Origin of the sequence: Moorena sp. SIO2C4, from assembly GCF_010672485.1 — a bacterium.
GTDB classification, from domain to species: domain Bacteria; phylum Cyanobacteriota; class Cyanobacteriia; order Cyanobacteriales; family Coleofasciculaceae; genus Moorena; species Moorena producens.
Genome location: NZ_JAAHGN010000052.1, coordinates 1 through 15,922, shown reverse-complemented (window position 1 = coordinate 15,922; position 15,922 = coordinate 1). Strand labels below are relative to the sequence as shown.

At 43.9% G+C, this 15,922-nt stretch carries 12 protein-coding genes and 2 pseudogenes; 7 read left to right on the top strand and 7 right to left on the bottom strand.

Translation table 11 applies throughout. The annotated features are described in order from the left end of the window. Positions 1-1,075: 1,075 nt before the first annotated feature. From F6K20_RS40490 to F6K20_RS05230, 4 genes and pseudogenes are all read left to right on the top strand, one after another. Positions 1,076-1,471 (top strand): annotated as a pseudogene (locus F6K20_RS40490) (DUF29 domain-containing protein); the annotation flags it as partial. A 36-nt stretch (positions 1,472-1,507) separates the two neighbouring features. Then, positions 1,508-1,843 carry a XisI protein gene (locus F6K20_RS40485; protein WP_044494438.1) on the top strand — a complete coding sequence of 112 codons (336 nt, stop codon included), beginning with the start codon at positions 1,508-1,510 and terminating at the stop codon, positions 1,841-1,843. Positions 1,844-2,084: 241 nt separating this feature from the next. Next, the gene (locus tag F6K20_RS05235) at positions 2,085-2,513 is read left to right on the top strand and encodes a hypothetical protein (protein ID WP_131827199.1); all 429 of its coding nucleotides are present in this window, start codon (positions 2,085-2,087) and stop codon (positions 2,511-2,513) included. Positions 2,514-2,702: 189 nt separating this feature from the next. Next, a complete protein-coding gene (locus tag F6K20_RS05230; RefSeq protein WP_009149254.1) occupies positions 2,703-2,939 on the top strand; it encodes a hypothetical protein in 237 nt (78 codons plus the stop codon). Positions 2,940-3,180: 241 nt separating this feature from the next. On the opposite strand, the gene F6K20_RS05225 is transcribed toward F6K20_RS05230, so the two are convergent. Continuing rightward, positions 3,181-3,315 (bottom strand): hypothetical protein, encoded by a 135-nt coding sequence (locus tag F6K20_RS05225; protein ID WP_267872078.1) that lies wholly within the window; start codon positions 3,313-3,315, stop codon positions 3,181-3,183. A 368-nt stretch (positions 3,316-3,683) separates the two neighbouring features. Between F6K20_RS05225 and F6K20_RS05220 the strand changes: the two genes are divergently transcribed. Beyond that, a complete protein-coding gene (locus F6K20_RS05220; protein ID WP_009149253.1) occupies positions 3,684-5,492 on the top strand; it encodes a DUF7380 domain-containing protein in 1,809 nt (602 codons plus the stop codon). A 301-nt stretch (positions 5,493-5,793) separates the two neighbouring features. Here F6K20_RS05220 and F6K20_RS05215 read toward each other — a convergent pair whose 3' ends face one another. Further along, entirely contained in the window at positions 5,794-7,395 is a 1,602-nt protein-coding gene (locus F6K20_RS05215; RefSeq protein ID WP_009149252.1) for a serine/threonine-protein kinase, read from the bottom strand. 298 nt (positions 7,396-7,693) lie between these two features. On the opposite strand from F6K20_RS05215, the gene F6K20_RS05210 reads away from it, so the two are divergent. Further along, positions 7,694-7,816, top strand: a complete 123-nt coding sequence (locus F6K20_RS05210) for a hypothetical protein (protein ID WP_287267232.1) — start codon at positions 7,694-7,696, stop codon at positions 7,814-7,816. 183 nt (positions 7,817-7,999) lie between these two features. After that, on the top strand, positions 8,000-10,444 hold the full coding sequence (gene pheT / locus F6K20_RS05205) for a phenylalanine--tRNA ligase subunit beta (RefSeq protein WP_009149251.1): 2,445 nt from the start codon (positions 8,000-8,002) through the stop codon (positions 10,442-10,444). A gap of 165 nt (positions 10,445-10,609) precedes the next feature. Here pheT and iscB read toward each other — a convergent pair. From iscB to F6K20_RS05180, 5 genes and pseudogenes are all read right to left on the bottom strand, one after another. After that, positions 10,610-11,906, bottom strand: a pseudogene (iscB, locus tag F6K20_RS05200) (RNA-guided endonuclease IscB). A 250-nt stretch (positions 11,907-12,156) separates the two neighbouring features. Next, positions 12,157-13,284, bottom strand: a complete 1,128-nt coding sequence (gene rsgA / locus F6K20_RS05195) for a small ribosomal subunit biogenesis GTPase RsgA (protein ID WP_009149234.1) — start codon at positions 13,282-13,284, stop codon at positions 12,157-12,159. Next, complete coding sequence (locus tag F6K20_RS05190) at positions 13,277-13,552, bottom strand: sulfurtransferase TusA family protein (protein ID WP_009149233.1); 276 nt, start codon at positions 13,550-13,552, stop codon at positions 13,277-13,279. Before F6K20_RS05190 ends, rsgA begins: the two co-directional genes overlap by 8 nt. Then, on the bottom strand, positions 13,549-14,673 hold the full coding sequence (dnaJ, locus tag F6K20_RS05185) for a molecular chaperone DnaJ (RefSeq protein WP_009149232.1): 1,125 nt from the start codon (positions 14,671-14,673) through the stop codon (positions 13,549-13,551). The genes F6K20_RS05190 and dnaJ overlap by 4 nt, the downstream gene beginning before the upstream one ends. A 198-nt stretch (positions 14,674-14,871) precedes the next feature. Continuing rightward, positions 14,872-15,922 (bottom strand): Hsp70 family protein (locus F6K20_RS05180; protein WP_287293974.1); only part of this gene is annotated, 1,051 nt, incomplete at its 5' end.

Here is a 15,922-nt window from a genome sequence, read left to right as displayed (position 1 = left end):
AAAAATTCCTGAAAAATCTACTAACACCTAGGGTTAGCTGGCTATACTAAGACCAGGTGATATATCTGAATTCAGGTCTGGCTATACTTGCTCTATCTAGTGGCTATATCTACTAACTGGAGCTAGCTGCCTGCTTTTGAAACCGTGTCATTTGAGACAATTCATTTGACACAAATGGTTGTTGGGTTAAAAATTAACCTGCACTAACTATATATCTGCCAAACTATCCGCTAAATAAAATAAATCCACATTTTTGAGGATTTATACCTAAGTAAACCAACTAGAAATTAGGAGAATCGCAGTGATTTTTTGGAAAGACATCAAACCACAACAATTTTATGTTATTTTATTGCTTATCACTCTGAACCTGGTCGTTTTTATGGCTCTAATCTCAAAGATGCCAACTAATTTTATAGTATCCTTTTAGTGTGATTTATTAGTGTAAGGTTTGAGAGCAATTCCTAATTGAGACCTGATTGAGAACAATATCCTAGAGTATCTCGCCCCACTCAACGATCACCACTTGCCGTATCCCAAGACAATTGCTCCGATTGTGGTTCATTTTGTGATTTCCATGATATTGTTTGCGGTCTTTGGTGACCCGATCGGCTACTTTCCCCCTAATTATCCCTGGTATGAGGTAAGTTGGTAGAATTTATTTTTTGCGACTATTTCTATGGTTATTGCTGTTATTTTTGGGTAAATTGAAGCCGGATTAGCAGAACCCTACACAGCAGCAAAGGGAATATTGAAGCTGCATACGCTGATTGGCATGTCTGCTGTCTGGCATCATTACAGGGGTGACAGCATAGCGCTAGATCATTGGTTTTCGCAATCCCAACGACAAACCCCATGCCTTTTCTGGGGGTGGGGGCGTTGTTAGTGGGGCGGTTTTCCTTTTGGTGTTACCGATGGGGTATTTGGCAGCACCTTTTATTTGCTAACCAGGTTTCTTGGTTTGCAGGCGCTGACGGCAGTCCTGTTCAGTCTAACACTAGCGTTATTCGTAGGTTGGGTTAGCGGGAGCAGTTCGTTCCACCCAACCTACAGGTTTAGTTAGATTTCGGAGGAAAAAATGCTCTATGAAACTGACATCATCCAATGGGTTGAACAACAAGTTTCCCTGATCAAAGAAGAACGATATAGTGAAGTAGACTGGGTTAATCTCCTAGAAGAGATTGAAGACTTGAGTAAACGAGAGCGAGACCGCTTTTTCTGCTCTATTCGTTTAACGATTCAACATCTGTTGAAATGGGAATATCAACCTGAAAAACGGTCTAGGTCTTGGGAAATCACGATCAAACGAGAGCGCAATCACCTTAAACGCTATCTCAGAGATACTCCTAGTTTAAAGCGATACTGGGCAGATTTATCAAAAGTTTATGGTGATGCGAGAGCCGATGCTGCTAATGAAACCGGAATTTCCGATTGGGACTTTCCTGACCACTGTCCCTATTCCCCTGAGCAAATCCAATCGGATTGGTTTCCTCCAATTAGAGGTCAAACAATGGATACCCAAACGACCTATCGAGAAATAATAAAACAAGTTATTCTAAAATACGCTCAATTTCGTCCCTCTCATGGAGACATCCGACTTGACCCCATTTTTGACGAAACACGAGAGCACTATGGATTAATGCAGGTAGGATGGTCACAGGGAAAAAGAATCAGAGGAAACCTAATATATATTACTCTAAAAAATACTAAAATTTATATTGAATATGATGGAATAGAAACGGGGATCACTACTGATTTAATTAATGCTGGCATTCCTAAAGAAAATATTGTTTTAGCTTTCTATCCTCCCGAAATGCGTCAGCAAACTGAATTTGCCGTCAATTAAAAATTGGGCGTTGCTGAATGAAGGAATGAATGCGCGATTATCTGGTTTTATTAAAGCCCCCGTTGGTCCCCCAAGCGAGGGATTGCTCGCTTGGGGGACTTTCCGAGTTTTGTTCCCCCCAAGCGAGGGATTGCTCGCTTGGGGGGCTAGGGGGGCGAAACCATACCCAGAATCAGCAACGCCAAAAATTGATTCGTGTTTGATAAAATCAAGGCTATAACCAATTTAATTTTAAATGACCATGGATAGAAAAGACAGGTTACCGCTTATAGTAGTAGGGTTGACTATTAGCTTAATCTTAATGGGTTGTAATCCCTCTGATGATGCGTTAGAAAAATCTCGTTATCAACCCTTGAATCTAGCTGAGTTCAAAGGTAAGCGAATAGGAGATGATCCGGAAGCGATCGCATTAGAGTTATTTGGTAACAAAGCAACGGTCAAGAGTGAGTTTACTGAAGAAATCAAGGTGATTGATCAGCAAGCTTTTGAGAAAATCGTGATTCTGACCCAGATGAATCTACCTGATGACAAAGTTAGGGGCAGGCGTTATCGACTTCAGTTTAAATTCGATCAATCTACCGGTAAATGGAATTTAAAAGAAGCAGGTCGTCAACAGTCCTGTTATAAAAGTGAGAAACCTAAAGATTGGACAATTGAACCTTGTCCCTAGCTAAACTTGTTGATAGCGTTTGTCGTATTTATGAGGTACAGTCAACTGTAAGCATATGCGCTACGCGCACGCTACGCGAACAGCCCTCAGCTATCAGCGTGTCGCGTATCAGCTATCAGCCATCAGCCCTACTAGATTCAAAATTTTTGGCCAATAACCTATAAATCATTACTGTACTAAGTTACTGCTATGTCAATCAGCACCGAAGCTATCAAGCAAGACCTGGATCTACTTACTGCTGAACAACTTCAGCAAGTCGCTGATTTTATTGCATTTCTTAAGTTTCAAGATAAACGTTGTCGGATTGTTCTTGATCCTGCTCAGTTAAAAGCCCTTTCTCATGAGTTTGCCCAGGAAGATCGCGCTCTTGCTGAAGTGGGAATGAGCGATTATGCGGCAAGTCTTGATCAAGAATATCAGCTATGATCAATCAATATCAACGTTTGGAGAGCCCGCCCCGTAACGCACCACCTTTAGACTACGTCAATATCTAAGACTCGATACTGTTGTTTGATACTTCAAAGACTCTTAGCTCGATTATTGCTTCTGGAGTCTTTATCAGCAGACTGCAAAATCTCAAGCTTCTGTGGCTGTTAAGGAAATCATACCAGATAAACCGACGACTTTCAGGAAACTTCCCGCAGAATCACTGATTAGGGCTTAACACCTAACCCAGTAGAATATTAACATAACTCTCAAAAAAAAATATATCTCGGATTAGGGTATATGCGATCGCATGGAATTCCACACCAGCCCTAATCCTTGTTTTATCCGTAATCTCCTCAGGAAATAATAACAACAATGAGCCACTTGATACCTCCTCAGGGTAGGAAAACTACTGAACAAATAATCTCAGAAATATTAGTCAACTATCAAGAGCATACTGATAGAGATAATATTCAAGATTTTTGTAGAGATGTTATCCACAACTGAAGTTATAGTAAATAGGTAATAAATTATGATTTTTAGTCTCAGCTGAATCCTTATAAATATAAGGTGCCCGTTATTATAATTAGACCGTATGATCAAACAATTTTAGTATAATAATTAGTAATTCGATTGCTTAAGTTACTAGTGGGGTAGTCCTTGAAAATTTATTATTCAGTGTTTATACTCAAGCTAATTGAATAAAATTTTGGCAAAGTATAAAAAAAAGAATGAATTAGCACTATGTCAGAACTGAACCCACCTCTTAAAAAAAATGACTTCACTAACACTTGCTGGCAAGATGTAGTGAACAGCAGCGAACCGAAGAATTGTATCACCTATTGTATTGCTTTTGATAAAAAAGTCCAAGAGGCGCAAGAATCAGGAAATTTCACAAAACAAGCTGTTTTTGAAATTCTGGCAGCCGTGACTAACGCTCCAATGAATCCAGCATTAACCGAAGAGTTGTTTACTGATAGGTTTAAGAATCTTACAGAGGAGCAGCTAAATTTTCTTGCTGAAATCGCACCTGAAATATCAGATCCTGAACTTCAAGCGCGAGTAGCAGATATTCTCTGGGTCAGACGACGTGACGATCTAATGGCTCAGTTGTCAATTACCGCTTACTTACAATCAGCAACTACCTTAGAAAGCTCTAATAATTGGAAGGATTCTTTGGACAGAATAGAACGAGCATTTCGGCTGGAACGCCAATTTAAAAATAAGGACAAAGTTGTTTTTAAACATATAGAAGCAGTTCTTGAATGCTATGAAGGCGAAGACTCTTGGTGGCCATCTCCAAGGTTAATGGAGCTATTGCAGGAACATAAATGTGGAGAACCAGTCAAATATGCAGCCCTGGCTGAAAAAGCAGCAAATTTAGCAGAATCAAGCTCTAATTGGGCAATAGCAAGAAGATTCTGGAGTATTAAAGCAAAATGGCATCGTATGGATAAAGACTACAGCAAAGAGCTTGCTGCTTCAATGTCAGCCGCTGAGACTTATGTCAAGGAAGCCGACTCTGCTCTCAAAAGAACTCCACCAAGCTACATGGCCGCATCAGGCTTGTTACAACAAGCTGTTAAAGCCTTTAGAAGCATTCGAGGAACAAAGGAAGAAACTGTGGATGCCAAAGCAAGAGCCGAGGAACTTCACAGGCTGCTTCTTCAGTACCAAGAAGAAAGTCGCAACGAGATGATGACCATTTCTCATAAAATGGATATTAGCAAGGTCGTAGAGGAAGCCATAAATTCGGTTAAGGGCAAAGACTTTAAAGAGGCACTCTTCGCTTTGTCTGTTTTGGCTGTTCCAACTAATGTCTCTAAATTGAGACAACAAGTACAGCAGGACGCTCATAACTCTTTAGGAATTCATCTTGTCCCTATTAACATAATAAATGAAATGGGCAAAACTGTTGCTATTCAACCAGCTTCTGTTCTCTCCAGTGATCCTGAAGAAGCGGAGCGTGCAACCAATTTTTATATGTGCCAGAAAGCCATTGAGTATTATCATCTACAAGCTCAAGCATATATTGAACCTGCCAGATATCAGATTAATTTAGAGCATTGTGTGCGACTTAACGATATTCTCTTCATAGTTCGCCATAGTCCATTTATTCCACCTCAGCGTGAGTACCTGTTTGCAAAGGGGCTGTATGCTGGACTTACTGGAGACTTTTTCACATCTACCCACATCCTAATTCCCCAAATTGAAAACTCTATCCGTTATATCATGTGGCAAAGAGGCATCATTACTTCTAAGTTGAAAGACAAGGGTATTCAGGATGAATTTAGTTTGAGCAAGACTCTTGCTCATTCAAAGATAACCTCTATTTTTGATGAAACTATGCTATTTGAATTGAAATGTTTACTGGTTGAACATGCTGGTAGTAACTTAAGAAATCGTATGGCTCATGGTTTGATTAGCGATGGTGACTTTATGAGTCCATTGATGTCATATGTCTGGTGCCTTACATTGAGGCTTTGTTGCTTGCCTATGTTGATACATCAGCAGCAAGTTGAGCAATCAAAGACAAGTACTGACGCAATCTAACATTAGTGCGATCGCTAATTTTGTAGGGTGTGTTGGGAGCATGTCAAATTCCCATAACAAATGTACTCAAATAACTCATGACCGCTACTGAACCACCAAAAAAGTTTAACCAATCACTTCACCCGACCGCAAGCTAGACAATTTATTATTAAAATTGCGGCTTTATCATAACACCAAAAAATAATCGCATCTCTTTCTTCCTATTCCCGATTCCCGATTCCCGATTCCCGATTCCCAATTCCCTACTCCCTACTCCCTACTCCCTACTCCCTACTCCCTACTCCCCACTCCCTTTGCTATATCACCAAAACCCCCGCTTACCAGTAGGAAGTACCGTTGTCCAATTAGTCTTAGCTTGAGCCAATTGTTCCTGAGTAACTTTAGCATTAGCAAGATTTGCCCCACACAAATTTGCTCCCCGCAGATTAGCATTTTCGAGATGAGCATAACTAAGATTCGCCCCACGCAAGTCTGCTCCTGTCAAAATAGCTTTTTTCAGGTAAGCTCGACCCAAATTGGCATTGCGTAAGTCGCCTTGATGGAGATTCGCTTCACCAAAATTAGCACTAGATAAATCCGCTCCCTTCAAACTAATATTTAACAGTTTGCCCTGGCGGAAAATTATCCCAGATAACTGGGCATTATTAAGGTTAAGTCCCCTCAAATCTTTAGCCGCAAAGTCTCTTCTGCCAGAGCCGTAAGCTTTTAATAACGTTTCCGCCTCCAACTTGCCATTACCCTTCGACTTGCCTGTAATGCTACTCCTACTACCGCTCACAGCTGTAGAATCCCTGTGACTGGTAAAACCTCCACCGTTTTTAGGTTCTGATCTTCGACCATTGCTCAATCCCCGACGCTCCCGCCATTCTCTAATTTGCTCTGCCATTCTTCGGGATTGAACTGACGACGGGGATGAATAACCATTCACAGGACCCAAATTCCCTGAGTTGAAGTGAGAATTAGCGTCATCAAGGGGTTGCGACACTAAGCTTTTGTTTAAACTCTCCAGATATGGCTCTAGGTCAAGAGCTCTCAGGATGTCTTCTGAGCACTGATAGCGATAACGGACAGAAGACTCCAGCATTTTTCTTAAAACCTTAGCAAAGTGGTCACTAACGTTGACATTAGTCTGCCAGACTATTTCTCCAGTAGAAGGATTATAATCGAGGTCTTTGGGAGATTTACCCGTCAACAAATAAAGGCAAGTAACCCCCACTGCATAGATATCGCTAGCAATTACAGGTCGCAATGCCATTTGTTCAGGAGGGGCAAAGCCTGGAGTTCCTATGGCATAGTTGGTCAATACTGTGTCTGAGGAATTGGAGGGATTGGTTTGGCTGTTTTTCACAGCCCCAAAATCAATCAGTACCAGTTTGCGGTCTTGGTCACGACGAATTATATTCGCTGGTTTAATGTCCCGGTGAATTACGTTTTTCTGATGAATATATTGCAGGAGTGGTAGAATTTCACTTAAAAATTGTTTAACTCCCTCTTCCGAGAATGAACCAGACCGTCTGACTTGCTGTTGCAGTGTCAAACCGCTAATGTATTCCTGAACCAGATAAAAATGCTCATTGTCTTGAAAGTAATCGAATAACTGTGGGAATTGGGGATGATTCCCAATTTCTCCCAAGGTTCGGGCTTCTCGCTCAAACAGATCCCTTGCCATCGGTGAAATCTCTGAACTTTTAGCACTTGGGCGGAGTTGTTTGATTACACGGGTCGGCTTACCAGGCAACGATTGATCTGTTGCTAAGAAAGTTGCTCCAAATCCCCCTTGACCGAGTGGTTTGATCACACGATAGCGGTCAAGTAATAATAATTTAGAACTGCACGCCTGACAAAAGTCGGCGTGTTGTGGGTTTTTTGCCTGAGTGCAGGTAGGATTTAGACAGTAGCTCATTCAGCGTTACTGATGTTCCTTTGCCCATACTGGAACTAAAACTTTGGCTCGGAGTACCTGAGCAGCAAAGATTATTTATAGTCTTTTACTTTTCTTTATTTTCTGCAAAATGCCTTTTACTACCCCCTTAGTTAGACAACTATTCCGGTGAAACCTGATCCTCAACCAGGATACCCGATTTTTGGCATCCATCTAAGGGTACAAAGGACAATTTTGAGTTAAGTAAAGGGTTATTCAAGTAAAACGTTTATGAAGCTACCTATATTTTAGAGCGTTTATTTAGCATTGACCATAGATAGTGTACTTTTGTCAAGCCTTAAGGGGTTATGCCCATCACAATAGAAAAATGTTTCGGTGGAAGGTAAGCTATCAGCTATCAGCTATCAGCTATCAGCTATCAGCTTATGCCCACGCTACTTGAGGTGCCATTGGTCTTTGGCCACGCTAAGGGAACAGCTTTTGAATAAAATAAGCTGACGGCTGACCGCTGACTGCACCTCAAGTAGCACCATCTGTAGCGCATATGCTTACGGTGGAAGTAACCGGCAACTTGCACCTTATTTATTACCTTATATTAGAGTTCAGCAAAAAAATTTAGGAGTCCATGCGTATATCGTTAAACTGGCTGCGAGAACTAGTAGAGGTAACTCTGACACCAGAAGAGCTAGCTCAAACCTTAACTATGGCTGGGTTTGAGGTAGAAGATATTGAAGACCTGGGAACCCTGGCCGATGGCGTGGTGATTGGCAAGGTTCTGGAGGTAGAGCCTCACCCTAATGCAAATAAGCTTCGGGTTTGTCAAGTGGATATTGGTGGGAGTGACCCATTGAATATTGTTTGTGGTGCGTCGAATGTCCGACCAGACATTTACGTGCCGGTGGCCACCATCGGAACCTACCTACCAACTATTGATTTGAAAATTCGCGCCTCAAAACTGCGAGGTGTTCGCTCAGAAGGGATGATTTGTTCCTTAGCAGAAGTGGGCTTGGCCAAGGAATCCGCTGGCATTCATATTTTCGAGGCAGAAACTATACCCCTAGGCAGTGATGCTCGTCCTTTACTGGGGTTAACTGATATCATTCTTGATGTTACGTCTACGGCTAATCGGGCGGATGCTCTAAGTATGGTGGGCGTGGCCAGAGAAGTAGTGGCCTTAACTGGGGCATCCTTAAGCTTGCCAGAAACTGTTGAGGTGTCTATTCCAGAAGCATCCCATGCCTTGACCTTGAAAGTATCTGAACCGAAAGCTTGCCCCGCCTATATTGGCACTGTGATTGAAGGGGTGAAGATTGGTCCTTCTCCGGATTGGTTACAACAGCGCTTGAAAGCCGCTGGAGTGCGACCGATTAATAATGTAGTGGATGTCACTAATTACATTCTCTTGGAATGGGGTCAGCCCCTCCATGCCTTTGACCGGGAACGCTTGCAAGCTGTTGCTGGGGTCGAAAACCTGACCATTGGTGTCCGCTTTGCTAACAGTGGGGAATCCCTGACTACTCTTGATGGTCAAACCCGTTCCCTGGAACCACAAGCGTTACTGATCACAGCTAACGACCAACCGGTTGCTATGGCTGGGGTTATGGGTGGGGAAGCCACAGAAGTGAACGACAACACCCAAACTATTGTTTTGGAAGCAGCACTGTTTGATCCAGTGACTATTCGTCGTTCTTCCCGCAGTCAAAGCATACGGACAGAATCATCTGCCCGTTATGAGCGTGGTGTCAATCAAGCAGAATTGGATATTGCTTGTAAAAGAGCGATCGCATTAATTACTGAGTTAGCTGCTGGTACCCCCACAACCCAGAGTATTGCTGACCAGCGCCCTGACCCCTCCACTTGGGCACGTTCGATTGAGTTACGTCTTGACCGTGTCAATCAGATTTTAGGACCAGTTAATGAGGCAGAGGAGCTTGGGGAAATCCTGCCAGAAGATGTGGAAAGAATCCTTACTGCCCTCGGATGTCAACTACAACCGCGCTGCACCGAAGATTCTCCCCAATGGAAAGTGATTGTACCGCCCTACCGCTACCGGGATTTAGAGCGGGAAATTGATTTAATTGAAGAAATTGCCCGTCTCTACGGCTATGACAACTTCTGTGATAGCTTACCAGACAAGACTGAACCAGGTTATCTATCTGCTGAGGAATTTTTAAAGCGAAAACTGCGATCGCAATTCCGTGCAGTTGGGTTGACCGAATTAGTCCAGTATTCCTTGGTCAAGCCAGAGGAACAGACCCAAATTCGTCTCGATAATCCCCTGTTTACGGAATACTCATCCCTACGGACGGATTTACTATCAGGGCTGATTGATGCCTGTCAGTACAATATCGAGCAAGGCAACGGTGTACTCAACGGTTTTGAAATTGGTCGGATCTTCTGGCGACCAGAAGAGGGTTTCGCAGAAGCTGATGCTATTGCCGGGATTTTAGGGGGAAATATCACCCAAGGTAACTGGGTCAGGGGAGGGCATTCCGAACCCATGACCTGGTACGAGGCTAAGGGAGTACTAGAGAGTGTGTTTTCCCGTTGCGGTCTGACAGTAGAATACCAACCAGACCACAGCGATCCCCGTCTTCACCCAGGACGCACTGCATCCTTGTGGTTGCAAGGTGAAAAATTAGGAAAATTTGGGCAGTTGCACCCCCAGCTACGCTCAGAAAGAGGTTTTCCCGATCAGGTTTATGTATTTGATTTGGACTTGGATCTAATTCTAGAGGCTCTTGATCGCGATGAAATTCTGACTCCCCGATTCAAAGTCTATTCCAGCTACCCAGCCATTGACCGGGATATTGCGTTCTTTGCACCACTACAAGTGTCAGTGGCAGAAATCGAACGTTCAACTCGCAAAGCTGCGGGGAATTTGTTGGAGTCAGTGCAATTGTTTGATGAATATAAAGGGGAGTCTGTTCCTGAGGCACAGAGAAGTTTGGCATTTCGGCTAATCTACCGTGCTAGCGATCGCACTCTTACTGATGCAGAAGTCGAGCCAGTACATCAGAAAGTGCGAGAAGCCCTAGAGGAAACATTTGGGGTTAGCCTTAGAAGTTAAACGGAGAAGTTAAACGGTTGAAGGATGAAGTATTCATACTTCATCCTTCATCTGTCTGCCTCCCGGTCGTCTCCCGCTATAATCGCGAGATTTAGCGGGAGACGTGCCATATAAACACCTGGGGTTCCCCCAGGTGACAGGCACTCAGGAAAGGGAGGACAGGATCTAAGTCGTATAAGCATAACCATCCTTCCTGTGAATAAATTGACAATATTTGTGACTGATGCCCTGCACCAATCCTGATTTAGTTGAGATATTGAAAAACCCTGATTTTCTGGTTGCGACCCGTCCTATATAGGTACCGATCTTTTTTCCTTTGGTTACTACAGCACGAACGATGTCGCCTGTTTGAAAGCCTTTGTGAAATTTGATTCTGGAGCAATGACGAGTGGGAAACCCATACTTATTGGTTCTACAGAGCTGACGAGTGCCATGTCCTTTGGCGGTTATTATCAAAGGATTGGTTACTTCGATAATCAATGTTTCGACTTTCCCGACATTTGCCGCATCCAACCAATGAGTTTTCGGAAGATTTTGACTACACCTATTGAATTTGGTTAATCCGCCACTACCTACTTCAACAGGTAGCCCTGTTGACTTGAGATCGTGGTACAACTTCCATCGGGTTGTATTGACAGAAGCCGCATCAGCCAGAGGGCGTTTAGCTTGACTTAGTATGCGTCTCAAGATACTAGGCTTTTTAGACAAGAAAAGTTCAATGTTTTGATTAGATTTAGCCTGGTTACATGGGTGACATGCAATCGCTAAATTAGAAACTCGATCGCGTAGCGTGGCCGAAAGGCCAATCAGAGCCACCTTTGGATAATGGCTTAATATGCTCAATTTCTAATTGAGTTCCTGTCGTCCCACAATAAGCACATTTACGATTCCATTTTTCAAGTAAATATTCTCGGAGTTCATAGCCATAAAGTGTTCCTTGTTGATACTCGATTCCAGATATTTCAGGATTTTGCAGTTTTTGAGTATCAAACCTGACTAATTCTTGAGAGATGCCGGTAATAGGGCACAATCGACTCAACCTTTCAACCCAAGTTAAAATGTTTTGAACTCTAGACATTAAGCTAGGAGCTAGCCAACCTTCTGGTCTGGTTCTATTAAGAAATCTGGGCTTGCGGTATCGAGTCTTACGATTCCGTCTACTGCGTCTTAACTGCCTGCGAGAGATCAAAGAATCTCGTATTTGAAAACCTCTATGGGTGAGTTCTGCTCCCCAAATTACTCGCTTTCCTTGAATAATAGCTAAACCGCTTGTTTTTGCTCCAGGGTCTATTTTGAGCTGGTGATTATGAGTTATTGGCTGTTTTATTTCCTCCGTCAAAATTATGGTAAATGGGTAACGACGATAGACCTTCGCTTTTCCTGACGAAAGTAAAATCCTAGCTCTTACAGGTTTACACGGATCTAAAGGTTGTCGGTTCTTGTTGAGTACAAAGACACGCATAATTGTGTTTACTCCTATTACTAGGGTTAAGTTAGCTTAGTCAATGTTATTCCTCGGTACTTTCCTAGTCGCACTGGCTTAACCCAAATACACCTGTTTAACGACCGGGTTCTAGAGCTGAAGACTAGCTACGCATCCTCAGGTAGGAACTTTAACACTTAGGAATAACGTAGTTCTTATAGAACTTAGACTGGTCAACTACGAGCTTTTAACAAGCTCCCGCTATAGTCCCATAGGACTTAGCGGTGAGTTATTGACTCATATCGTCATAGAGTTCATCTAGGTTCTGGTGCTGAGTACGGCGGGAGCGACGGCGGTATTTTTTTGTTTCTAGCTTAGGTTCGTATTGACGCCGACCAGAAGCTTTAATTTTTAACTTCATACTGGATTCGATATCAGCTTTTTGCTTCAAAGCCTCTTGTCGTGCGATCACTTCTGCTAAAAAATCCAGATAATGCTGGTACCGTTCCCAGTCTCCTCGCACAGCACAGTTTGGCTCATCCCGATGTAGGCAATTACTGAATTGACAGCGGTGTTGGGCTAAACGCTCTCTTGCTTCTGGAAAGTAATAGATTAAATCCTCAGGAGAACAAGTCAAGTCAGGCTGATTGAATCCGGGGGTATCTGCCAAAAAACCACCTTTAGGCAACTCAAATAATTCTACATGGCGAGTGGTGTGGCGTCCTCGACCCAGTTTACCAGTCACTGCTGCCACCCGGACCCTTGTTGCTGGAATCAGATAATTAATTAGACTCGATTTACCGACACCGGAAAGACCAGCCATAACGCTGATTGTCTGACTCAACAGGTCAGTCAGTTGTGCTAAACAAGTACCATTATGAACGCTGATCAAGACTGGCTGATAACCCCATGCTTCCAGACGCTGTTGCCAATCCTGCTGTTGCTGTTGTGTTACTAAATCAAGTTTATTCAGACACAAACATACCTTGAAACCAGTAGATTCTGCTTTCACCAAAAACCGACTCAGCTGATAAGCATCCAGGGTCGGTTCTTCCAGAGCAAAAACCACCAGAATTTGCTGAGCATTGGCGATTGGTGGGCGGTCGAGCTGGCTTGTCCGGGGCAGCACTTCCGCAATCACCCCTCGTCCACCAGCCCAGTCAGGTTCCTCTACTAGAACCCGGTCTCCCACCATGACTTGCTGGCCAATTTTTTTCAACCGGGCTCTACGGGTACATAAGAGGTTTGAAGGTTGTAGGTTATTTGCTTGAAGGTTATCTTCGTAACCTACAACCTCCAACTTGTCAACCTTCAACTGATCTAAACGCACCTGATAGAAATTTGCCTGAACCGCCAGCACGGTACCCAGCCAAGGGGTTGACAAGTTTGATGAATTAGTGTATTCTAATTCAATCATGAAGATGCTGGTGTGGACGACGCACCTTCAGAGCAAAATAGCGATCGCGTTCTTCAACGCCCTCTATCGGGTAACCCTCCATAGTCAGACTATCAGGAACCTGTTCAATGGGTTCTCCTGGGTCGAGCCACACTTCTAATAGGGCACCTGGAGCCATTTTCTCTAGATATAGTTTAGTGCGAACAAAGTTAATCGGGCAAGGGGTACCCCGCAGATCCAGCTGATCATCAGGTAATGAACTGATCTGGGAGGAGGCTAGTGTACTCATGAGCCAAACAACCCTCCCAAGAATCCTTCTATACCACCTTTACCAGTGCGCTCACCCTTAATTTTCGCTAGCTTCTCTAGCAATTCCCTTTCCTCAGCGGTAATTCGAGTGGGGATATCTACCAAAATCGTGATTAGGTGATCGCCCCGACTGACTGGGTTGCCCAATTTGGGGACACCGTGATTCTCTAAAGTTAATACAGTATTGGGTTGAGTACCGGGTGGAATAGTTAATTCCACTGGACCGTCTACTGTCTCTGCTTCGATAAGACAGCCTAAAATGGCTTGTAAATAGCTAATTTTCATTTCAGACAGAATGTTAATGCCATCCCGCTGAAACTGGCTGTCTTCGTTTACAAATAGATAAACGTATAGGTCTCCTGGTGGACCAGCACGTAATCCAGCATCCCCTTCTTTAGAAACCCGTAGCCTGGTGCCATTATCCACCCCTGCTGGAATGGTGATTTTCAGTTTTTTGGTTTCTTGTTTACGACCAGCACCACCACAGGCTTCACACTTATCCTCAATGATTTGACCTTCACCGTTACAGGTAGGACAGACTGAGACTTGGGTGAAACTACCAAAAGGGGTACGAGTAGCACGCCGTACTTGACCTGAACCGTTACACGTTGGGCAAGTGCGGGGTCGAGTTCCTGGCTTTGCCCCTGTGCCGTTACAGACTTTACAAGTTTCTAGGTGAGGAATGCGGATTTCCTTTTCACCACCGAATATAGCTTCCTTGAAAGCCAGCTTCAAGTCTAGTCGCAGGTCGTCACCACGCACCGGGCCACTACGCCGACGACCAGTTTGCTGACCCATACCACCAGCAAAGCCGCTGAAGAAGCTTTCAAAAATATCAGCAAAGCCCATATCCCCAAAATCTGAGTAGGCTGCTCCCGCACCTGAGGAAACACCAGCTTCCCCAAAACGGTCATATCTTGCTCGAGTTTCTGGTTCTGAGAGGACTTCGTAAGCCCGGTTAATTTCCTTAAAGCGCTCTTCAGCTCCTGGTTCTTTGTTAACATCTGGGTGGTACTTCCGTGCCAAGCGACGGTAAGCACGTTTAATTTCATCTTTGTCGGCATCACGAGAGACACCAAGCAGATCATAATAGTCAGCCATAGAGCGCTGATCGGTATTCCATTTACATAGTAGGGGCTATTGTTATTCCTCAGGTTATTGCTATCAAAGCACCATAAGCGCATTTCAGCATTACCTGCATCCTATATCATTGTCTATCAAAAAAATCAGCTGATTGCCACCTGCTTCTGTGACCATACTCTCGCGGTCGGCTTGAGCTAGTCAAAGCAGCGAATTAAATTATCTATCTGTTAGAGAGCTGTTGCCGTAATCAACTGCTTCGTAGTCAACATTCACCTCTAAGGTTTCATCCTCAAAATCAACCACAAATTCTCCTAGAGCATCCGGTTCTCTTTGGCTGGAGTCGTTGGAATTTGAATCTTGAACTGTTTCGTCAGAGGTGATAAATTCCGGGTCTGACCCAAAGCTGGCACTGGCGTAAATGATACCCCCAATTTCCAAGACAGTTTTCTGCAAAGTTTCAATAGCTTCTTTCACCTCCTCGACCTCAATTGAGGGGTCTGTCATTATGGTGTCTAGGTGCTGCTTTTGTTGATCTGCTTGCTCCTTTAATCCGTGAGCCTGAAGGTTAGCGCTAATCAATTCCCCATGGTCTTTGATGGTAGATTCATAGTTATATAGTAAGCTATCGGCTTGGTTTTTGAGTTGCACCAATTCCATGCGACGGCGGTCTTGGTCAGCATAGTCTTCTGCCTCACGGCGCATCCGTTCCACCTCCGCTGGACTTAATCCCCCCGTATTGGTAATCACAATACTTTGCTCTTTCCCAGTGCCTCGATCAGTGGCAGCGACTTTAAGAATGCCGTTGACATCGATTTCAAAGGTGACTTCAATTTGAGGGACACCACGGGGAGCTGGGGGAATACCAGTCAGCAGGAATTTTCCCAGGCTTTTGTTATCTCTAGCCATTGCCCGCTCCCCCTGCAATACGTGGATTTCTACGGAGGTTTGTCCATCGGTAGCGGTGGAAAATACCTGGGACTTACTGGTAGGAATAGTCGTGTTGCGCTCGATAATTTTGGTGAACACTTCCCCTAAGGTTTCTATACCCAGGGACATGGGAGTAACATCCAGTAGCAGGACATCTTCGACTTCCCCACCCAAAACACCAGCCTGAATTGCTGCTCCCAATGCCACAGCTTCATCGGGGTTCACCGAACGATCGGTAGCCTTACCATTAAAAAACCTTTTAATAGCATCCTGCACCGCCGGGATACGGGTCGAACCCCCTACCAGCAAAATGCGGTCAATGTCCTCTGGCTTGAGGTCA